The organism is Novimethylophilus kurashikiensis (assembly GCF_003112435.1).
Taxonomy (GTDB): domain Bacteria; phylum Pseudomonadota; class Gammaproteobacteria; order Burkholderiales; family Methylophilaceae; genus Novimethylophilus; species Novimethylophilus kurashikiensis.
Genome location: NZ_BDOQ01000006.1, coordinates 175965 through 197811, shown reverse-complemented (window position 1 = coordinate 197811; position 21847 = coordinate 175965). Strand labels below are relative to the sequence as shown.

At 57.3% G+C, this 21847-nt stretch carries 19 protein-coding genes; 9 read left to right on the top strand and 10 right to left on the bottom strand.

What is annotated here, in order from left to right; genetic code table 11:
• Positions 1–133: 133 nt before the first annotated feature.
• From NMK_RS08490 to NMK_RS08470, 6 genes are all read left to right on the top strand, one after another.
• Positions 134–2128 (top strand): diguanylate cyclase, encoded by a 1995-nt coding sequence (locus NMK_RS08490; protein ID WP_109015341.1) that lies wholly within the window; start codon positions 134–136, stop codon positions 2126–2128.
• A gap of 34 nt (positions 2129–2162) precedes the next feature.
• Positions 2163–2399 (top strand): KTSC domain-containing protein, encoded by a 237-nt coding sequence (locus NMK_RS08485; RefSeq protein WP_227871437.1) that lies wholly within the window; start codon positions 2163–2165, stop codon positions 2397–2399.
• Between the two features lie 311 nt (positions 2400–2710).
• Positions 2711–3427 (top strand): TonB-dependent receptor plug domain-containing protein, encoded by a 717-nt coding sequence (locus NMK_RS18740; RefSeq protein ID WP_227871427.1) that lies wholly within the window; start codon positions 2711–2713, stop codon positions 3425–3427.
• A complete protein-coding gene (locus tag NMK_RS08480) occupies positions 3354–5237 on the top strand; it encodes a TonB-dependent receptor (protein ID WP_227871426.1) in 1884 nt (627 codons plus the stop codon). Before NMK_RS18740 ends, NMK_RS08480 begins: the two co-directional genes overlap by 74 nt.
• 151 nt (positions 5238–5388) lie before the next feature.
• A complete protein-coding gene (locus tag NMK_RS08475; protein ID WP_181376207.1) occupies positions 5389–6543 on the top strand; it encodes an extracellular solute-binding protein in 1155 nt (384 codons plus the stop codon).
• The gene (locus NMK_RS08470) at positions 6540–9773 is read left to right on the top strand and encodes an ATP-binding protein (protein WP_109015339.1); all 3234 of its coding nucleotides are present in this window, start codon (positions 6540–6542) and stop codon (positions 9771–9773) included. Before NMK_RS08475 ends, NMK_RS08470 begins: the two co-directional genes overlap by 4 nt.
• Positions 9774–9827: 54 nt before the next feature.
• Here NMK_RS08470 and fdx read toward each other — a convergent pair whose 3' ends face one another.
• The 10 genes from fdx to NMK_RS08420 all read right to left on the bottom strand — a co-directional run bounded on the left by fdx (position 9828) and on the right by NMK_RS08420 (position 17946).
• Positions 9828–10169: an ISC system 2Fe-2S type ferredoxin gene (fdx, locus tag NMK_RS08465; protein WP_109015338.1), complete on the bottom strand. Its 342-nt coding sequence runs from the start codon at positions 10167–10169 to the stop codon at positions 9828–9830.
• Positions 10169–12034 carry a Fe-S protein assembly chaperone HscA gene (gene hscA / locus NMK_RS08460; RefSeq protein WP_109015337.1) on the bottom strand — a complete coding sequence of 622 codons (1866 nt, stop codon included), beginning with the start codon at positions 12032–12034 and terminating at the stop codon, positions 10169–10171. Before hscA ends, fdx begins: the two co-directional genes overlap by 1 nt.
• Positions 12034–12555, bottom strand: coding sequence for a Fe-S protein assembly co-chaperone HscB (gene hscB / locus NMK_RS08455; RefSeq protein WP_109015336.1), 522 nt, complete (start codon positions 12553–12555; stop codon positions 12034–12036). Before hscB ends, hscA begins: the two co-directional genes overlap by 1 nt.
• A 75-nt stretch (positions 12556–12630) precedes the next feature.
• Entirely contained in the window at positions 12631–12954 is a 324-nt protein-coding gene (gene iscA, locus NMK_RS08450; RefSeq protein ID WP_109015335.1) for an iron-sulfur cluster assembly protein IscA, read from the bottom strand.
• A gap of 13 nt (positions 12955–12967) precedes the next feature.
• Positions 12968–13399 carry a Fe-S cluster assembly scaffold IscU gene (gene iscU, locus NMK_RS08445; protein WP_109015334.1) on the bottom strand — a complete coding sequence of 144 codons (432 nt, stop codon included), beginning with the start codon at positions 13397–13399 and terminating at the stop codon, positions 12968–12970.
• A gap of 74 nt (positions 13400–13473) precedes the next feature.
• Positions 13474–14688, bottom strand: a complete 1215-nt coding sequence (locus NMK_RS08440) for an IscS subfamily cysteine desulfurase (protein ID WP_109015333.1) — start codon at positions 14686–14688, stop codon at positions 13474–13476.
• Between the two features lie 7 nt (positions 14689–14695).
• Positions 14696–15829, bottom strand: a complete 1134-nt coding sequence (locus NMK_RS08435; protein WP_109015332.1) for a cysteine desulfurase family protein — start codon at positions 15827–15829, stop codon at positions 14696–14698.
• Between the two features lie 7 nt (positions 15830–15836).
• A complete protein-coding gene (iscR, locus tag NMK_RS08430; protein WP_109015331.1) occupies positions 15837–16301 on the bottom strand; it encodes a Fe-S cluster assembly transcriptional regulator IscR in 465 nt (154 codons plus the stop codon).
• Between the two features lie 60 nt (positions 16302–16361).
• Positions 16362–17114: a serine O-acetyltransferase gene (cysE, locus tag NMK_RS08425; RefSeq protein ID WP_109015330.1), complete on the bottom strand. Its 753-nt coding sequence runs from the start codon at positions 17112–17114 to the stop codon at positions 16362–16364.
• 100 nt (positions 17115–17214) lie between these two features.
• Positions 17215–17946, bottom strand: coding sequence for an RNA methyltransferase (locus tag NMK_RS08420; protein ID WP_109015329.1), 732 nt, complete (start codon positions 17944–17946; stop codon positions 17215–17217).
• Between the two features lie 87 nt (positions 17947–18033).
• Between NMK_RS08420 and NMK_RS08415 the strand changes: the two genes are divergently transcribed.
• Genes NMK_RS08415 through NMK_RS08405 form a run of 3 tightly spaced genes read left to right on the top strand, consistent with a single transcriptional unit; the run spans position 18034 to position 21768 of the window.
• Positions 18034–18843, top strand: a complete 810-nt coding sequence (locus tag NMK_RS08415) for an inositol monophosphatase family protein (protein ID WP_109015328.1) — start codon at positions 18034–18036, stop codon at positions 18841–18843.
• 9 nt (positions 18844–18852) lie between these two features.
• A complete protein-coding gene (locus NMK_RS08410; protein WP_109015327.1) occupies positions 18853–19212 on the top strand; it encodes a DnaJ family domain-containing protein in 360 nt (119 codons plus the stop codon).
• Between the two features lie 9 nt (positions 19213–19221).
• Positions 19222–21768, top strand: a complete 2547-nt coding sequence (locus tag NMK_RS08405) for a cation-translocating P-type ATPase (RefSeq protein WP_109015326.1) — start codon at positions 19222–19224, stop codon at positions 21766–21768.
• Positions 21769–21847: the final 79 nt, after the last annotated feature.

The window sequence follows — 21847 nt, the reverse complement described above, 5'->3', positions numbered from 1 at the left end:
TGCATGGGGTGTAGGTCAAATCCTACGTGCAATTAACATATAATGGAGTTCTAATAACAATAATGAAACTATCGCGGAATCATACTTTCCTCAAAAAATAACAAATCAAAAACATTGAGATAGACCTATCGTCATGCCCAGTTTTGCCACGCAACCCATTATTGCCTCATACCGCTTTGAAGAGTTGGTAGACATTCCTGCGTTCAAGCGATTGCTGGAGCGGTTTTATGAAACGACAGGAATTCCCAATGGGTTGGTCGATGCCGACGGGACCTTGCTGGCAATGTCGAGCGGGAAGAATGCATGCGAATTGTTTCACCGCATGCAGCCGGCTTCGGCAGAGCGTTGCCGTGAGAGCAACCTCGATATCATGCGCGATCTTTGCCAGGGACAGATCAGCGGAGGGATTTGCCGCAATGGGCTGATGGACTACGCGACGCCGATTTTGATTGAAGGCCGGCAACTGGCGACCTTGTTTCTCGGGCAGATTTTTCATGCACCTCCCGATCTCGAGTTTTTCCGCAACCAGGCACGTCAGTTCGGCTACGACGAGGAGTCCTATCTGGCGGCCATTGCTGCTATTCCTGTCGTGGAAAAAGTGCGCGCCGAGGCCCTCATGCAGGTCATGGTGGAAATGGCGAATATGCTGGCGCAAAGTGGGCTGGCCAAGATTCGCCAGGCAGCGCTTGAATATGAAGTCAACGTCCATAGCGAGAGGCGTATCGAGCTCGAGGATATTCTGGAATCATCCCCGGTCGCCATTGGCTGGTCTAACAGCGATGGCAATGTCGAATACATCAACCGGCAGTTTACCCACCTGTTTGGCTATACGCTGGAAGACCTGCCCGATACCGAAACCTGGTATCGACTGGCATATCCAGACGAGAACTACCGATATAAGATCATCAAACCCTGGGTCAACAGCGCGTTGCTGGCCCATCAAACCGGCACTATCCCGCCCGAACTTGAAGCCGATATCACGTGCAAGGACGGCAGCAAACGGCGAGTTGTGGTTAGGATCTCGTGGGTAGGCCCCTTGCGGCTGGTTAATTTCACCGATATTACCGAACGCTGGAAACAGGATCAGCGCAAGCGTGCCCAGGATGCCATCTTGCAAATGGTTGCCAAGGGCGTTGCGCTGCCTGTCATTCTTGCAGCTATTGTCGAGCAAATTGAATCGGAAGATCCCACAGCCCTTTGCAGTATCCTGCTGCTGGATAAGGAAGGCCAGCACCTGTTTTGCGGTGCGGCACCGCATCTACCCGACTTCTACAACCATGCTATCGATGGGGTGGAGATCGGCATGGGCGTAGGTTCGTGCGGAACAGCGGCGTACTTGGGCCAGCGGGTGATCGTGGAAGATATCCAGACTCACGACTACTGGAAGCCTTATGCCCAATTGGCGCAATCGGCCGGATTGCGCGCTTGCTGGTCCGAGCCCATTGTTTCCTCGCGTGGCAAGGTATTGGGTACGTTTGCAGTCTATCACCCGCACCCCCAGAGCCCGGATGCGCAGGATATCGAGCGCATCGGTTTTGCTGCCAATGTTGCCAGCATCGCCATCGAGAACCGTTATGCTTATGAAGAGCTGGAGCGCCGTGCCTATTCGGATTACCTCACCGGGCTTGCAAACCGCCGCTATTTCCTTGAGCAGGCAGAAAATGAACTGGCGCGTGTGCAGCGCTACGGCGGCCTTTTGTCAATCTTCATGCTGGATGTCGACCACTTCAAGCTCATCAACGATACCTACGGTCACAAGATAGGCGACTTGGTGCTGCAACATCTGGCCAATATCTGCAAGACGACACTACGCGACCTCGATGTGATCGGGCGCATTGGCGGTGAGGAGTTTGCTGTGTTGTTACCGGAAACCGGAAGCGATGCCGCCGAAGATGCTGCTGAACGCCTGCGTCGAGCTTTAGCTGATACCCGCGTCACTTTGCCGGGGGATAAGACTCTAAGTTTTACCGTATCCATGGGTGTGGTCACACTGGAGGGCAAAGGTGCGAGCGTGGATACATTGCTGAACCAGGCAGACCAGGCGCTCTATCTTGCCAAAAACGCAGGCCGCAACCGTGTGTGCACGTTCAGGCAGGTGGTAGGGCACCCCACCATGAACGGAAAATGAATTGATGGACATGGTCAAATTGAATGCCTGAAAGCTGCGGGCGGCAGGCTACGATGCCAAGGCTCGGTTGTTGCAAGTGCAGCTTGACGATGGCGTGACCCTGCAATATCGCGGTGTGGGGGAAGAAACCTGGCGCCAATTGCGCTATTCTAGTTCTGCCTGGAGTTATTACCGCGACAATATCGAAGAATCGTATGCCTCGGCGCGAGTGACTACAACCGCTGCGTCTAAACCTGGCAAGAATCCGCTGGACGATCTGTTCGACAACTGAATTTTCCCATCTCTAATTATCGCGACTGTCCTGCAAAAAGGCTCGGTTCACGAGTTTTTTTGGGCAACATAGCAACGCTTAAACGCTCCCGTCTCCCGCCTGTTGCTTGGCATCTGTTCCCTGTCAATCTAAGCCATTCTTCATGCATGTAAGTATGTAACTATCAGAAAGTATTGGTGATAAAGTCATTAAATCCTCAGCTTTGCTAGTGCTATGATGACGGTATAACCATAAACAGTGCTAAGATTATTCCTATAATAAATCCAAGAATGCGGTTAATGAATGTTTGTCGCGGCAAGGGGGAGGGGAGTATGCTGAACCAATTGCATCAGGAAAATCGCCTGTCGTTTCTTGTGGCTGCGATATCGATACTGCAGCCTTTCGCTGTGCTTGCCCAGGATGCCGAAGCGACGGAAACAGTAAATGAAAAGGCCGGAATAAGCCAGGAAGAAGGCCCTACCGTAGCTCGCTCGCCGATTTCTCCGGTCAACCTAGATACTGTCGTCGTGACCGCGACTGCGAATCCCCTGACAAGCATGCGTTCCAGCGTGGCTGCCAGTATCCTCACGCAGGATCAGATAGAACAATCAGTCCCTGGCAACGCAGCAGAAATCCTCAATAACGTCCCTGGGTTACTGGTGCAATCGTCCGGTGGCGAAGGCAATGCCAATGCGACCGCCCGCGGTTTGCCGCTGAGCGGTGGGGCCAAACTCATGCAATATCAGGAAGACGGGCTGCCCGTGCTGGATTTCGGCGACATCGATTTCGGCACTGCGGATACCTTCGTTCGGGCCGATTACAATCTTGATCGCCTCGAAGTCATCCGCGGCGGTTCTGCTGCGACGTTTGCCAGCAACGCCCCCCGGCGGCGTATTCAACTTCATCAGCAAGACGGGGGAGGAAGCCGGGGGAAGAGTCCGGCTGACTCGGGGCCTGGATTACGACCATACCCGGATGGATTTCGATTACGGCAAGCCGCTCGACGACGGCTGGCGGTTCCATGTCGGCGGATTCTACCGGTTTGGTGAAGGTCCCCGCACGGTGGGGTATCAAGCTGAAGACGGGGGGCAGATCAAAGGCAACATCACCCGCGAATTCGATTCCGGCTACGTCCGTCTCAATTTCAAACTGCTGAACGACCGTGCCCCGGTCTATCTGCCTGTGCCGATCAGGGTCTCGGGCACGACTTCTGCTGCGCATTTTTCATCGCTGCCCAGTTTCGATGTGCTGGACGGCGCCATGCAGTCCAAATATTTCCGCCACGATATTTCGGTAAATCGAAATGGACAGGCGGTCAGTACGGATATTGCAGACGGTTACTATTCAAACAGCAAGGCATTCGGGATCGAAGCGGCATTCGATCTGGCAAAGGACTGGAAGATCGAGGACAAATTTCGCATCGCCTCGACTTCCGGCCGTTTCGTGGGGCCTTACCCGGCCGAGGTGAATACTGCATCTGCGCTGGCGACTTCGATCGGGGGACCGGGTGCTACGTTGAGATATGCCACCGGTCCACGCGCAGGCCAGGTGATTACCGACCCTGCTTCCTTGAACGGAAACGGTCTCGCGGTGCGTACGCATTTATTCAATGTGACACTCGATGATCTCGGTAACTTCGCCAACGACTTGAAGCTGACTAAGCGTTTCAACAGCGGCAACTATGGCGACACCAATGTCACCCTAGGCTATTTCAAATCCCAGCAGATGATCAACCAGGATTGGCATTGGAACACTTATCTGCTCGAGGTCAAGGGTAAGAATGCGGCGCTGCTAGATGTCGTCAATTCCCTGGGCCAGGTCGTCACCCAGAAGGGATTAGTTGCCTATGGGGAGCCGGCCTGGAAGAACTGTTGTGTTCACTCTTACAAGCTGAAATACGACACCGACGCGCCTTATCTCGCATTGGGGTGGCAACAAGGGCCGATTAACTTGGACGGCAGTTTGCGCTATGACGTTGCCAGTGCCTCAGGCTCCTACGCGGGATCGACCGGGACGAAGATCATGGATGTCAATGGCGACGGCGTGATCGAACCACCCGAACAAAAGGTGCCTATCGTCGACCCGGCAAGTAAAAGGCCGGTTGACTATACCGTCCGCTACTTGTCCTATTCATTCGGTGCAAACTATCTGCTTAACCCGGATTTGGCTGTTTTCGGCCGTATCAGCCGAGGCGGGCGTGCGAATGCCGAACGAGTGCTTTTCGGTGGTGGAATCCATGCGGACGGCAGTATCGCCAAAGAGGTTGCAGTTAATTCCGTAAAACAGGTTGAGGGTGGCATCAAATGGCGAAGCAGTCGTGCGAGTTTATTCGCTACATTGTTTCATGCCACAACTTCAGTGACCGACCAGGACATTACGTCGATTGTTAATCGGTTCACCAGTAGTGAGTACGAGGCGGACGGACTGGAACTTGAAGGTAGCTACAATCTACATGGGTTCCACCTGTTTGGTGGGCTCACCTATACACATGGCACAGTGACACGAGCCGATAAGAATCCGCAGAGTGTCGGCTATCAGATCAATCCACGATTTATGTACCAGTTGACCCCGGCCTATCACATTGGAAAGCTCGACTTCGGTCTTAACTTCATTGGCTTATCGAAGTTCCCCTCTGTTGGCTATGGCCTGGATAATCCTGGGTACGTGCAGGTGAACGGCTTTCTGAACTATGTGCTGGAGAAAGGCTGGTCGCTATCGCTTTCCGGCAATAATCTCTTCAACCGGATAGGCATTACCGAGATACCCAACGCTGGAGCCGGGGTGCCATCAACTGGGGCTACGACGGCCCGCTCTATCAACGGACGTACCATTAATGCAGCGCTCATTTACTCCTTTTAGGGGATTGTGGCGCTTAGCTGCGTGGTTTTTCGTACTTCTGCCGGTATGGGCTGCGTTAGCGATAGCCGAGCCAGTCTCCAAAAGTGATGCCCGTTCACCAAAAACTATACCTGTCTGGACGCGCGCAGCGCTCAATACCGATGAAGCGGGTGTGCTTAAAGCCTCCACGGATAATTTCAATCGTCTTCAGCATCGCTACAAAATCGAATTATTCTCATCCAATTACCGAAATTATGCCGACTGGGTAAAAAGCGTGGCCCTGACCGGAGGGCTACCGTGTTTGCTGGAAGTCGACGGTCCGTATGTGGCCGACTTCGCGTGGCCGGGCTATCTGCAGCCTCTCGACAAGTTTGTTTCCCGCGATTTGAGAAACGACCTGCTGCCTTCGATTATCGCCCAGGGAACCTACGACGGCCGGCTGTACACCTTGGGGCAATTCGATTCGGGGTTAGGGCTATGGGCGAACAAACGCTACCTGGAGATGGCTGGGGTTAGGATACCGACTGTCGATGCACCCTGGAGTTTGTCAGAGTTCGAGCACATCCTGGTTAAGCTCTCATCGGTAAAAGGCGTGGATTACCCACTCAGCATGACGGTGTATGCGGGGATGAGCGAATTCTATGCTTATGCCTATTCCCCCATACTTCAGGGATTCGGCGGCGATTTGATCGATCGCAAAAGCTATCGTACGGCGCACGGCGTGCTTGACGGCCCGCAATCGATCGCAGCAATGAAGCGCTTTCAATACTGGTTCAAGCAGGGGTGGACTCAGCCGATTTTCAAACGCAACGATGATTTCGAGAAAAGGCGTACCGCGCTTTCATGGACCGGACACTGGAAATATCCAGGCTACCGCAAGGCGTTGGGAGACGATTTGATATTATTGCCGCTTCCCGATTTCGGCCATGGCATCAAAACCGGGATGGGTTCCTTGAGTTGGGCCATTACCAGTACGTGCGACGCCCCGGAAGGCGCCTGGGCGTTCCTGGCCTATCTCATGACTCCACAAGAAGTGCTGCGCATGACCAACGCAAATGGAGCGGTCCCAGCGCGTAAATCCGCCTTGGCGGAGTCTCCCTTATATGGTCGAGACGCCCCTCTCAATGTGTACGCACAGCAATTGCTGCATGGGCATGGCGTGCCTCGTCCTGCCGTTCCCGGTTATAGCACGATCAGCAAGTCTTTTTCGAAGGCGATGAGCGATATTATCGCCGGTAATAACGTTGAGGCCGCACTGGGCAAGGCTGCCGATGACATCGATGCAGATATTATTGCCCGCGACCCCAATTCGCAGAGTCGCCAATGAACGAGGTGCGACTTTTCTGGGGCAAGCTGATACGGTACGGCATCAAGCAGAGGATTTTGCTGGTCCTGGTGGTCGTGCTGGTGCTGACCACTTTGCTGGATGCGTTGCTGGCCTCGTATTTTACCAACCGGCAAAATCAGGAATCCGCCTTCGCCAATCTCGACAATGCCTTGCAGGCATGGCAAAGCGATCTGCAAACGATGACGACGCGGCTCAGGTCGGTGGCCTTGGTCACCGTGGGCGACGCGGCACTCCTCAATCAGCTATCCGAGCTGTTGACGCTGGAATTCAATCTCGATACATCTGTCGCTGCGTCCGGATTTAGTGAAATGGCGAGGACACTTGCCTACCGCAAGACGGTTTCGCTGAATCGGTTGCAACTCGCCTTGCATACGGGGGGATTCAGCAGTATTGCCGTGTATACCCGCGACAAGCTGAGTTACTACGTTTCGGAAACGGAAGTCGGGATGATGACCCGGCAGGACAACCATCGCGAAGTCTGGACCACGGCCACAGCCAATGCGGATGGCGATATGCCCTTCCAGAACTGGCCGTCATGGAAGCATGGCCGAATGCCAGATATACCGACGACTCTGCCGGCGCTGGCGCAGCCGATGGTTTCTTTTAATTTTCCCGTGCCTGATGAGACCGTACTTGAAGTGACGGTGCCCATCCAGGGGATTGTGGAAAATGTCATGACCGACGCCGAGCACAACCCCATCGTGCATTTCTTTTCGGATATGTCGATTGCCGGCCGGCCCACTAAGCTTCGTCGCGAGCTGGAACCAGGGAGTCAGGCGGTTACTGTTGCGGTGGTTGTCTTTCGCAAATCCATCGGACGAGCGGCACTGGACGAAGTCGCAAGGAAAACCGGCAGTATCCCGGCCATGTTCTCGCCGGATGGCCGTCATCCTCTAGAGCTTCCTGGCCTTAGGCTGATTTCCGACGAAATGCTTCGGCAGGTACAAGCAGATGGACGGATGGTGCATGGACAGAGACACGTTGTCACCGCCGGCGAAAAATCCTACTACGTGGCCATGCTGCCCTGGCAATTCGAGCGCCAACCTCGCTTGACGCTGGCGCTGGCGTCTCCCCGCGATAGTACATTGCAGAACATCCGGCAGACGGTCGCTGCAATTCTGGCCATGGCCATCGGAATCCTGTTGTTGAGTGTGGCGGTAGGAACGTTATGGGTGAAGCGCCTGATCGACCCCATCGTTCACTTGACCGCGGCCGTGAACAAAATCACACAGAAGGAACGGATGGACGAGAGCCGCTATCTCGATCATCGCGGTACCACGGCGGGACTGCAACCCATCGTTATTCAGGCAGAAGACGAAGTGAGAGCCTTGGCCCAGGCCTTCAACGCCATGCTCTCCGAACTGCAACAATCGTTCGAGACCCTGGAACAACGCGTTCATGACCGTACCGCCGAGCTGCGGCAGCAAACCCGTTACGTGCGGGAGCTGTTTGACACCCTGCCTGTGGGGGCATGGCTCAAGGATACGCAGGGGCGTTACCTGGCGGTGAACCAGGCGAGTGCCGACGCATGCGGACATTCGGTCGACGAGATGCTGGGCAAGACTGACGAGGTTTTGTGGCCGGCTGAACAAGCGGCGCTCTTCCGCGCCGACGAGGCCGAAGTGATGATCACTCGCCAGCGGAAAATCGTGGAGCGTCTGCAAATGCTGGCAAACGAGACTGCCCCCGTGTGGATGGAAATCTATTATGCCCCTGTGCAGGATGAGGACGGCACTTTGCTGGGCACTGTGGGCGTGACCCGCAATATCAGCGAATTCAAGAGCACGGAGGCGGTACGAGAGGCGGCGTTGGCTGAGGCCGAGCGTCTTGCCCGCTTGCGTAGCGATTTCCTCGCCAAGATGAGCCATGAATTGAGAACGCCGTTGAACGGCATTCTCGGCTATGCGCAGATATTGTTGCGCGACAAGAACCTCACCGAGTCGCAAACCACAGGATTGAACATCATCCTGAAAAGCGGGGAGCATTTACTGACGCTGATCAACGATATCCTCGACCTGGCCAAGATCGACGCCAACAAGCTGGAGCTTTATCCCAACGACATTTTCTTTGACAAGTTCCTGCAAGTCCTCAGTGAAATGGTGGGGATCAAGGCCGCCCAGAAAAAACTGGATTTCGTCTGCGAAACCTCACCCGACTTGCCCCGGATGATCCATGCCGACGAGCGACGCCTGCGACAAGTGCTGCTGAACCTTCTGGACAATGCGATCAAGTTTACCGATCGCGGACGAGTGCTGCTCCGTGTTGGACATACCACGGAAGGCCGCTTGAGGTTTGAGGTAGAGGATACAGGCAGAGGTATTGCGGAGGAGGGGCAGCGAACTATTTTCCTGCCTTTCGAGCAAGCGGGGGAAGCCCGGCAACGCATGGGTGGAACCGGTCTGGGTCTGGCCATTAGTCAACAGTTCGTGCGTCTAATGGGTGGGGAAATTCAGGTCGAGAGCCGCTTGGGCGAAGGCAGCCGATTCAGCTTTGAGATTGCGGTGCCGGAAGAAGGCACCATGCCTGTTACCGGCGTTTCCCGTCAGGTCGTGACTGGATACAAGGGTGAACGCAAGACGATATTGGTCGTGGACGACCTCGCGGAGAATCGAAAACTCATTAGAGACATGTTGATTCCCCTGGGGTTTGGAATAGTCGAGGCTGAAAACGGTGTCGATGCGTTGAAGCAGGCAGAAGCCGTCCGTCCGCCTATTATTCTGATGGATGTGCTCATGCCTGAAATGGACGGATTGGAGGCTACCCGACGCCTCAGGCAAATGCCGGGGATGCAGGATGTTGCTGTCATTGCCATTTCAGCGAGTGTGTCGAGTTCGGATGAGAAAAAGTGCTTTGAGGCCGGTATGAATGCGTTTCTGGCCAAACCGGTGATCATCGATCAACTGCTTGCGCAAATGGGCGCATTGTTGAATATCGAATGGGCTAACGATGTTGAGGTGGTTCCTGTCCGCTACGAAGAAAGCGGCCGTCTCGAAGCGCCGCCGCAGCAGGAAATCAAGATCCTGCATGCATTGGCGCTACGGGGAAATATGCGAGATATTCGTCAGCACGCAACTGCGCTGGTGGAACTTGATGAGCGCTATCGGCCGTTTGCCGATAAGTTGCATCAACTAGCGCGTGAGTATCAATCCAAAGCCATTCTGAACTTTGTCGAGCAATATCTCGATCGGACTACGCTGGACCAGCAATAAGGCTTTTGGGCGTGGGCAGGTGCCTGGGTTAGGCTAGGGGCACTGCCTCGCGCCCTAGTGCTTGCCTTCCTTGGCCATGTTGATGCTGTACTTGGGGATTTCGACGACCAAATCCGTGTTCTGCACGATGGCCTGGCACGATAAACGCGAATTCGGCTCCAGTCCCCAGGCCTTATCCAATAGGTCTTCTTCGTTTTCCTCAGGTGCCGGCAGGCTATTGTAGCCTTCGCGCACGATGACATGGCAGGTTGTGCAGGCGCAAACCTTGTCGCATGCGTGTTCGATGTCGATATCGTTGTCGAGCAGAGTGTCGCAGACGGAAGCACCCGACTGTGCTTCGATCACGGCGCCTTCCGGGCAAATCTCGACGTGGGGCAATACGATGATTTTCGGCATCAGTTGAGTTCTTCCAGTTTGTGGCCGGTCAGGGCTTGTTGCACGCTGGCGTCCATGCGGCGGGCGGCAAACGGCTCAGTGGCTTTATTAAGGGCTTCCATTTCGCGGCTGATCGCGGTCGCATCGGCACCCTGCGATGTTTCGCGCAAAGCAGCGATCTGATTTTCGAGCGCCTTGCGCTCTTCCGCACTCAGGAATTTATCGCCGTCCTTTTCCAAGGCGGCATTGATCGCTACGATCAGGCGCTCGGCTTCTACCTGGGCTTCGCGCAGGGCGCGGGCTTGTTTGTCTTCACCGGCATGCGAGAACGACGCTTGCAGCATGTCGGCGATTTCGCTTTCCGACAGTCCATAAGACGGCTTCACCGTGATGTGAGCTTCCACGCCGCTGGTTTGTTCCTGCGCCGAAACCGAGAGCAGCCCGTCGGCATCGACCTGGAAGGTAACGCGAATGCGCGCCGCTCCTGCGGCCATCGGCGGAATGCCGCGCAATTCGAAGCGCGCCAGCGAACGGCAGTCGGACACCATTTCGCGTTCGCCTTGCACCACGTGGATGCCCATAGCGGTCTGGCCGTCCTTGTAGGTGGTGAAATCCTGCGCGCGGGCGACGGGAATTGTCGAGTTGCGCGGAATGATTTTCTCGACGAGGCCGCCCATGGTTTCCAAGCCTAGCGACAGCGGCACCACGTCCAGCAGCAGCAAGTCGTCCTCGCTACGGTTGCCCGCCAGCACGTTAGCCTGGATGGCGGCGCCGAGAGCGACGACCTTGTCCGGATCGAGGTTGGTGAGCGGCTCCTGGCCGAAAAACTCCGCCACAGCGTGCTGGATTTGCGGCATGCGCGTCGCGCCGCCCACCATCACCACGCCTTGCACATCTTCCACGCCTAGTTTGGCGTCTCGCAGTGCTTTTCTCACCGGAGCCATGGTTTTGGCAACCAGGGTTTGCGTCAGTGCGTGGAAAATCTGGGTCGTCAATGTCAGGTTGATGATGTCGCCGCTTCTCAGCACGCACGTAATGTTGGCTTCGGCGTGCTCGCTTAGCCATTCCTTGGCTTCGCGCGCCTTAGTAAGCAACAGGCTGTTGTCTTCCGGCGAGAGCGGCGGTAGCTTGGCCTGTTCCAGCATCCAGCAATAAATGCGCTGGTCGAAATCGTCGCCGCCCAAGGCGGAATCGCCATTGGTAGCCAGTACTTCGAATACGCCCTTGGAAAGCTTGAGTACCGATACGTCAAACGTCCCGCCACCCAGGTCATAGACCACATAGACGCCTTCAGAACCGTTATCCAGCCCGTAGGCGACGGCGGCTGCAGTGGGCTCGTTGAGCAGACGCAGCACATTCAGGCCGGCGAGGCGGGCTGCGTCCTTGGTGGCTTGGCGCTGGGCATCATCAAAATAAGCGGGCACCGTGATCACGGCCCCAGTCAATTCGCCACCCAGGGATTTTTCGGCGCGAGCCTTGAGCACCTTGAGGATTTCCGCCGCGACTTCGACGGGGCTCTTGGGCCCGGCGGCAGTCTTGATCTGCAACATGCCCGGCGAATCGACGAATCGGTACGGCAGATGGATGACGTCGGCGATGTCGTGCAAGCCGCGTCCCATGAAGCGCTTGGCCGAAGCGATGGTGTTCTGCGGATCGTTGCTTTGCTGTTTTTGCGCAGCTGCGCCTACGTGCGGTTCTTCGTCGGCGAGAAAACGCACCACGGAAGGCAGCAGGGCGCGGCCGTCCTCGTCATGCAGGACGACGCTCAAGCCGCTACGGACGGTCGCTACCAGGGAGTTAGTTGTCCCGAGGTCGATGCCTACCGCCAGCCGATGCTGGTGCGGCGCGGCACTCATGCCGGGTTCGGATATTTGGAGAAGAGCCATTATTCTTCTAACGCTTCAATTGCCTGATCTATTTCGGCCTGCACTTTATCAAGAAAGCGCAGCTTGCGCACCGTTTCGCTGGCGCTGGAATAATCTGCATTGGAATCGAGCTGGCCTGCCAACGCCAGCTGCATGTCGCGCGACTCCTGGCGCAACTCGCGGCTGAGTGCATCGAGCGCATTGACATCGGTCGCTGACTGGGCTTCCTCGATCGCCTCGCGCCATTCCATCTGGCGCATGAGGAAGTCAGGTGGCATGGCCGTGTTGGATTCTTCCTGCGTATCTACACCGTGAAGTCGCAGCAGGTAGCGGGCGCGATCCAGCGGATTCTTGAGGGTCTGGTAAGCCTCGTTAGCGTGCGTCGCCCACTGCAGCGAGCGGCGGCGTTCGGTATCGGATGCGGCGACGAAACGGTCGGGATGCACCTCGGCCTGTAGCTGGCGGTAGGCTTGGTCCAGACGTGCGAGGTCGATGTTGAATGCGGGGGGGAGTCCGAACAGCTCGAAATAAGTTCTTTGCATATTTCCAGATCAGCAGTGGCGGTCAACGGTCGGCAGGGTCAAGCGCCTCGCTGCGCCGGTTCGCCCGGCCAGCGATCAGACAGTAAAGCTCTCGCCGCAGCCGCACTCGCCCTTGACGTTGGGGTTGTTGAACTTGAAGCCTTCGTTCAGCCCTTCCTTGGTGTAATCCAGTTCGGTGCCGTCCAGATAAACTAGGCTCTTGGGATCGAGCAGCACGGTGACGCCGTGGCTTTGGAAAGTCACGTCTTCGCTGGCGATCTCGTCGGCGAATTCAATCGTGTAAGCCATGCCGGAGCAGCCGGAAGTCTTCACGCCAAGGCGTAGGCCCACGCCCTTGCCACGGTTGTCGAGGAATTTCTGAACGCGTGCCGCAGCGGCTTCTGTCAATGTGATTGCCATGATGATGTTCCTGTTACTTGGCGGCGGCCTGGGTTTCTGGTTCGCACACCTTGCTTTCGGCACTCTCGCCCGACTTCTGCTTCAAATCTGCAATCGCGGCCTTGATGGCGTCTTCAGCCAGTACCGAGCAGTGGATTTTCACCGGCGGCAACGCGAGCTCTTCGGCGATATCCGAATTCTTGATCTGCAACGCCTCGTCCAGCGTCTTGCCCTTGATCCATTCCGTTACCAGCGAAGACGATGCAATGGCGCTGCCGCAACCGTAGGTCTTGAACTTGGCGTCTTCGATCACGCCTTCGTCGTTCACCTTGATCTGCAATTTCATCACGTCGCCGCATGCAGGCGCCCCCACCATGCCGGTGCCGACATTGGTGTCGTTCTTGTCGAACGAGCCCACGTTGCGCGGGTTTTCGTAGTGATCCAGTACTTTATCGCTGTATGCCATTTTGTTGCTCCTTCAATATTTGCGTGCATTCGATTCGTTTACCCGACAACGTCGTCAGGCGAACGGGGCTTTGCCTAGTGCGCTGCCCATTCAACTTTTTCGAGATCCACGCCTTCCTGATACATCTCCCATAAGGGCGAGAGTTCGCGCAGCTTGCCGATCTTGCCCTTGAGCAGGTTGATCGTGTAATCGACTTCTTCCTCGGTGGTAAAGCGGCCGATGGAGAAGCGGATGGAGCTGTGGGCGAGTTCGTCGCTGCGGCCCAGGGCACGCAGCACGTAGGACGGTTCCAGGCTGGCCGAGGTACAAGCCGAGCCGGAAGACACCGCGATGTCCTTCACCGCCATGATGAGCGATTCGCCTTCGACGAAGTTGAAGCTCATGTTGAGGTTGTGCGGCACGCGTTGATCGAGGTCGCCGTTGAGATACACCTCTTCGATCTCATTGAGACCGGCATAGAGACGGTCGCGCAGTTTGCGGATTCGTGCATTTTCCTGCGCCATTTCTTCGCGAGCGATGCGGAAGGCTTCACCCATGCCGACGATTTGATGGGTCGCGAGCGTGCCCGAGCGCATGCCGCGTTCATGACCGCCGCCGTGCATCTGGGCTTCGAGGCGGACGCGCGGCTTGCGGCGCACATACAAGGCGCCGATGCCCTTGGGGCCGTAGGTCTTGTGGGCGGAGAAGCTCATCAAGTCGACGGGGAGTTTTTCCAGATCGATCTCGACCTTGCCGGTGGCCTGGGCTGCATCGACGTGGAACACGATGCTTTTCTCGCGGCAGATATTGCCGATGGCTGTAATGTCCTGGATCACGCCGATCTCGTTGTTCACGAACATGACCGAAACCAGGATGGTGTCGGGCCGGATCGCAGCCTTGAACTTCTCCAGGTCGATCAGGCCGTTGGGTTCGGGATCGAGGTAGGTGACTTCGAAGCCGTGGCGTTCCAATTCACGGCACGGGTCGATCACAGCCTTATGTTCCGTCTTGACCGTGATGAGGTGCTTGCCGCGTCCCTGGTAGAACTGGGCGGCACCTTTGATGGCGAGGTTATCCGATTCGGTCGCTCCCGAGGTCCAGACGATTTCCTTGGGGTCGCAATTGACCAGTGCCGCCACTTCGGCGCGCGCGTCTTCCACCGCCTTGTCTGCCACCCAGCCGAACACGTGCGAACGCGAGGCCGGATTGCCGAAATGCTCGGTGAGATAGGGAATCATCTTCTCCGCCACGCGCGGGTCCACCGGCGTCGTCGCAGAGTAATCGAGGTAGATCGGGGTATGAACAGTCATGGTTTCCTCAAACCGCAATCGCGGTCATATTTTGCATGCGCGACAATTCGTATTGCAGCGCCAATAAAAATCCTTGTACTTCTTCTGCCGTATTCTCCGGCCCCAGGCTGATGCGTACCGCGCCTTGTGCCAATGATGGGTCGACACCCATTGCCATTAACACCGGGCTAGGGTCCGAGCTATCGCTGGAACAAGCCGAGCCGCTTGCCACTGCAAAGCCTGCTCGATCAAGCGCCATCACCAAGGTTTCGCCATCGATACCGGGGATCGCGAAAAACGTCGTATTAGGCAGTCGTGGGGCGTTCTCACCGAAGATAATAGCGCCAGCTTGTTTCAAGCCGGTTTCCAGCGAGTTGCGCACTGCTTCTCCCTGATATGGGTACGAAGCCAGTAATTCACAAGCCCTGCCGAAGCCGACGATAGCAGCAATGTTTTCCGTGCCGCTGCGGCGGCCTTTTTCCTGTCCGCCGCCGTAAAGCAATGCTTGCATGTCGACGCGTTTGTCGACGATCAATGCGCCTGTGCCTTGCGGCCCGCCGATTTTGTGACCGGAAACGCTCATTGCGTTGACGTTCAGTTCGGCGAAATTCAATCTCGTTTTTCCCAGTGCCTGCACTGCATCGGTATGCACCAATGCGCCGCGCTTGCGGGCCATTTCGGCCAATGCAGGAATATCCTGCAAGACGCCGGTTTCATTATTCGCCAGCATCATGGAAACCAGGGCCACCGGCTGGGCTAATGTATCAGCGAGTTGGTCGGCGCTGATACGACCATCCGCCTCGACGCCGATAACTGCAAGTTTCCAACCGCGCTGTTGCATGGACTGCGCCGGACGCATGACGGCGGGATGCTCGATCGAGCTCACTGCAAGTGAAGACGGCTTCAATCCATCGCAAATGCCGCGAATGGCTAGATTATCCGCCTCGGTGCCGCCACTGGTAAATACGAGCTGCGACGGATGCGCGCCGACGGCAGCGGCGACTTGTTCCCTTGCGGTTTCAAGTGCTTGCCGGGCGGCGCGCCCGAATTGATGACGACTCGAAGCATTGGCCGGAATGCCCAGCCAGGGCCACATCGCTTCCTTGACCGCCGGGTTGAGCGGCGTGGTCGCGTTGTGGTCGAAATAAACGCTTCTCGTCATGCCTTCCTTAAGCTGCTTGCGCGGCGCTCCTGGTGCGCTTGGGCTCGGCGATGACGACCTTCTTGCCGCCGCGCTGCGAAGCCACGAGTTGGGCCAGGCTGACGCCTTCGAGGTATTCCAGAATCTTGACGTTGAGCGCCGTCCACAGGTCGTGGGTCATGCAGCGGTGGTCGTCATGGCAGTTTTCGTTGCCGCCGCACTGGGTGGCGTCGATCTGCTCGTCCACGGCGCGGATGATGTCGGATACGGAAATGGACTTGGGGTCCATGGCGATGCGGTAGCCGCCGCCGGGGCCGCGCACGCTCTTGACGAGGCCGTTCTTGCGCAGGCGGCTAAACAATTGTTCGAGGTAAGACAGGGAAATATCCTGCCGTTCGCTGATGGTGGTCAACGTGACCGGACGCCCCGTTTCGTTGAGGGCAATATCAAGCATGGCGGTGACGGCAAAGCGCCCTTTGGTAGTCAATCGCATAGGTTTTTGTGCTTTCGCATGAGGTCAGGTAAGGACTTCATTGTCTAATACCTTACTTATTCAGTCAACTATCTTGTTCAGATAGTTCACATCGAAAGCTTCACCAACCTTTTCGTCGACTTCCAGATCTGCGCCCAGTTTGGCTAATTGCTCGGCCATGTCCTGCAGGCGCTTGTCCTGCTCGGCGGCATGGTCGAGCAGCGCATGGATGGCCTTGGTCATAGGGTCGTTGTGGTCGTCGCCTACGGCGTAGGCGGAGAATCCCATCTTCTCTGCGGTCTCGTTGCGCTGCCGGGCTTTTTCCTGATCCAGGATGCGTGCCGGAATCCCAACAGCGGTCGCTCCTGCGGGAACATCCTTGACCACCACCGCGTTGGAGCCGATTTTTGCCCCTGCACCTACGGTAATCGGGCCGAGCACCTTGGCACCGGCGCCGATGACGACGCCTTCCATCAAGGTCGGATGGCGCTTGCCCTTGTTCCACGAGGTGCCGCCCAGGGTGACGCCGTGATATAGCGTGCAATCGTCGCTGATGACGGCGGTTTCGCCGATTACAACGCCCATGCCGTGATCGATGAAGACGCGGCGGCCGATGGTCGCGCCCGGATGAATTTCAATACCGGTGAAAAAGCGGCCAAGGTGCGAAAACACCCGTGCCAGCCAGCGCAGGCCTAGATTCCACAGCCAGTGCGAAAAACGGTGAAAAATCAGCGCATGCACGCCGGGGTAAGTGGTCAGCACTTCCCAGGTGTTGCGAGCAGCAGGGTCGCGCTCGAAAACGACGGCGATGTCTTCGCGCAGGTGGTTAAACATGAATTTCAGGCAGCCGAAAAGTTGAGCAATTTATCGGGGAATTATGCCATAAAGGGCAAAATGCCGCGATCTAACTGCTGTCTGGTTTCGAACGTGGAAATTAGCGATTGGTTCGGGAATTGTTTTTCTGAACCGATTTGAGAATGCCGCGCAGGATATTGATTTCTTCCTCATGCAGGCGGGTTCTGGCAAACAATCGACGCAGGCGCGACATCAGGCGCTTGGGCTGGGCGACGTCGAGATAGCCGATATCGACCAGGGTTTGCTCCAGATGCTGGTAAAAGCCTTCCGTCTCGTCGTGTGTGGCGTATTTCTCACGCCCGGCCTTGGGTTGGGGTGTTTCCTCGTTTTTCATGCGTAATTCATACGCCATGACCTGTACTGCGGCGGCCAGATTGAGCGAGGAGTATTCCGGATTGGCGGGGATATGTGCCAGCCGCTGGCAGCGGATCAGTTCTTCGTTCGATAGGCCGTTGGTTTCGTTGCCGAACACCAGCGCGACTTCCTGCTCTGCGGCAATCTCCAGTACTTCTTCCGCAGCGTCGCGGGGTGTGACCGGCACATGGGACAGTTCACGTTTGCGTGCCGAGAGGCCGATGACGAAACCGCAACCCGTCAATGCTTGTTCCAGCGTATCGCACACCACAATGCTTTCCAGCACATCCGTAGCCCCCGAGGCCATGGCGTAGGAGTTGGGGTGCGGGAATTCCTTGGGTCGTACCAGATAAAGACGGGATAGCCCCATGGTCTTCATGGCACGGGCAGCGGAGCCGATATTGCCGGGATGGCTGGTCTGGCAGAGGACGATACGGATGTTGGCGAGCTTGTTCAAGGCGCTGGTTTCCCAAGGACTTTGTTCACGAGAAGGGGGCGGGTAGGGTAAAATGCGCAGCTATTCTAATTGTTCTTTATCCAAATTATGCATCCCATGCTCAACACGGCGGTGAAAGCCGCCCGCCGCGCAGGCTCCATTATTACGCGTGCTTCGCAAAACATCGACGCACTCACGGTGCGCAACAAGCGCCACAACGACTACGTGAGCGAAGTCGATCACGCCGCTGAACAAGCGATTGTCGAAACGCTGCTGGAAGCCTATCCCAACCACGCCATCCTGGGCGAGGAGGGTGGCAAGCAGGGCGGGGATGCAGATTATCTGTGGATCATCGATCCGCTCGACGGCACCACCAATTTCCTCCACGGCTTTCCCCAATACTGCATTTCCATCGCATTGCAGCATCGCGGCGTGCTGGAACAAGCCGTGGTGTACGATCCCAACCGCAATGATCTGTTCACGGCGACCAAGGGCCGCGGTGCTTTCCTCAACGATCGCCGTATCCGCGTCAGCAAGCGTACCAAGCTGCAAGAATCGTTGATCGGCACCGGTTTGCCGTTCCGCGATTTCACCCACGTCGATACCTACCTCGGCATGTTCAAGGACATGATGCAGAAGACCTCCGGTATTCGTCGTCCGGGTTCTGCCGCGCTTGACCTCGCCTATGTGGCCTGCGGTTGGTACGACGGTTTCTGGGAAATCGGTTTATCCAAGTGGGATGTCGCCGCTGGCGGTTTGCTGGTGCTGGAAGCGGGTGGCCTGGTGGGCGATTTCGAAGGCAACGAAAGCTGGATGGCGACCGGCAATATCGCCGCGGGCAACCCCAAGGTGTTCGGCCAGATGCTGCAAGTGCTGGCACCCCACCTCACGCCGGAACTCAAGACGCCGGCCGAGTAACTACCAGCCATGCATGCCTTCGAGTCCATCGCCGAGCAGCGTATCAGCGAAGCGGTCGCCAAGGGCGAACTCGACAATCTTCCCGGCGCCGGCCAGCCGCTCAACCTGGACGACGATCCGCTGGTGCCGGAAGATTTGCGCCTGGCTTATCGCATCCTCAAGAACGCCGGCTACGTGCCGCCCGAAGTCGAAGCGTTCAAGGAATTCGCCGATCTCGAACGCCTGGTGCATTCCCTCGAAGAAGGCGAAGCCCGCAGCCAGGCCATGAAGAAATTGCGCGTGCTGAGCCTGCAACTTGGCGAGTTGCGCAACACCAGCCTGCAAGTCGAGGCGGGCTATTACAGTCAATTGCTAAACCGCCTCACCTAGCCTTTCCTGATGGCCGTCGATCTCCAGCAAGGACTATCGCACCAGGCCGCCGCCGCACGACTCGCCCACGACGGGCCCAACCAACTCCCCAGCGCCAATCCGCGCAAGGTATGGGCGATTGCTATCGACGTGGTACGTGAGCCCATGTTTTTGCTGCTGATCGCCTGCGGCACGCTTTATCTCCTGCTGGGCGACAAGACGGAAGCGGCCATGCTGCTCGCTTTCGTCTTCGTCATCATCGGCATCAGTTTCGTCCAGAGCCGCAAGAGTGAACGGGCGCTGGAGGCCCTGCGCGATCTTTCCAGTCCGCGCGCTTTGGTGATTCGCGATGGCAAGCAGCATCGAATCCCCGGGCACGACGTGGTGCGCGGCGATTTGCTGGTGCTGAGCGAAGGCGACCGCGTACCGGCTGACGCCGTGTTGCTGTCCGGCATCAATTTGGCGGTGGATGAGTCCTTACTCACCGGGGAGTCTGTGCCGGTACACAAGGAGGCAGTCGAGCGTTTGCCTCAAACAATGCCAGTGCCCGGAGCCGAATCGGCCTTTGGGCTCTACTCTGGTACTTTGGTCGTGCAGGGCAAGGGCATCGCCCAGGTGATGGCGATCGGGGTGGAAACGCAGCTGGGCAAGATCGGCAAACGGCTGCAACAAATTACCTCCGACGAGACGCGGTTGCAGCGCGACATGGCACGGATTGTGAAGCGCATCGCCTGGTTCAGCCTGTCGTTGAGCCTGGCGGTGGGCGCCTATTACGGATTGACCCACAGCGATTGGCTCAACGGCTTTCTGGTCGGTATCACCTTTGCCATGGCCGTATTGCCGGAGGAACTGCCGGTCGTGCTCTCGATCTTCTTCGCCCTTGGCGCATGGCGCTTGTCGCAAAAGCGGGTGCTCACCCGGCGCATTCCGGCGATCGAAATGCTGGGCGCCGCCACGGTGCTGTGCGTGGACAAGACCGGCACGCTGACCCAAAACCGCATGGCGCTCAAAAGCGTATGGACTACGTCCGGGCATTGCGATCTGACTAACCTCGGCATTGCGGCTTTGCCGGAGACGTATCACGAAGTGCTGGAGTTCGGCCGCCTCGCCAGCCATCGCGATCCGTTCGACCCGATGGAACTGGCGATCAAGCAAGCTATCGAGAAAACGCTGGAAGGCACCGAGCACATCCACCGCGACTGGACGCTGGTGGAAGAGTATCCGCTGTCGCGCGAACTGCTGGCGATGTCGCGGGTATGGCAGTCGCCTGATCGTGCGCAGTATGTCATCGGCGCCAAGGGCTCGCCGGAAGCGATTTTCGACCTGTGTCATCTTACCCCCGAAACCGCGCAGGCCCTGATGCAAGAGGCACATACTTTGGCAGAACAAGGACTGCGGGTGCTAGGCGTTGCCAAATCGAGCTTCGATTCCACGGTATTGCCGCCCATCCAACACGATTTCGAATTCACGTTTCTCGGGCTGTTGGGGTTAGCCGACCCCATCCGTCCGGATGTTCCGGCCGCTATTGCCGAAAGCCGCACAGCCGGGGTGCGCGTTGTCATGATTACCGGCGATCACCCGGCCACGGCCATGAATATCGCACGTCAGGTCGGGCTCGGCATCGAAGGTGGTCTGCTGAGCGGCAGCGAACTCGATGCCATGAGCGATGCCGAGTTGCGTGAGCGCATACGCGAGGTCAACGTATTCTGCCGGGCAGTGCCGGAGCACAAGCTGCGTCTGGTCGAGGCGCTCAAGGCTGACGGCGAGATCGTCGCCATGACGGGGGACGGCGTCAACGACGCACCCGCCCTCAAGGCCGCACACATCGGCATTGCCATGGGTGCTCGCGGGACCGACGTGGCGCGGGAAGCGGCCGATCTGGTGCTGCTTGATGACGATTTTGCTGCATTAGTGGCTGCTGTGCGCATGGGGCGGCGCATCTTCGACAACCTGCGCAAGGCAGCGGCTTTTCTCATCGGCGTCCATCTCCCCATCGTCGGCCTATCCATCATTCCTGTCGCACTGGGTTGGCCGCTCATGCTGATGCCGGTGCATATCCTGTTCTTGCAACTCATCATCGATCCGGCTTGTTCCGTCGTGTTCGAGGCGGAACCGGATGAGCCGGGCAATATGAAGCGGTCACCGCGAGGCGTTCATGCCAGCTTGTTCGATCGGCACGTGCTCTGGCTGGGATTCCTGCAGGGTGCTGCACTGCTCGGGGTGTTGCTGGTCCTGTATGGCGGTGCCTTGTGGCTGGGGCAGCCCGCAGGGGAAGCCCGCGCACTAGCATTCAGCGGCATGGTGCTCGCCAACCTCGGGCTGATCTTTGCCAATCGCTCCCATCACCACAGCATCGCCGCGACCTTGAGCATCCGCAACCATGCGTTGTGGTGGATACTCGGAGGCGCGGCCGTTTTCCTGGTACTGGTACTCGCCGTGCCTGGCTTACGCCATTTGTTTTATTTCGACGGATTGTCCATTCGCGATGCGGGAGCCCTGGCAGTGGCGCTGCTGGCCTCTATCGGTGCGTTCGAAGGGCTCCGACGCTTCTGCGCGCGCTACCTTGCATGCCGGTGAGTTTTGGCGCTGAGGCGGCCCTGAGCTAAACTTCCGGCAAACTCTTTCAGGCAGGATTTCACGTTGAACCAAATCACCC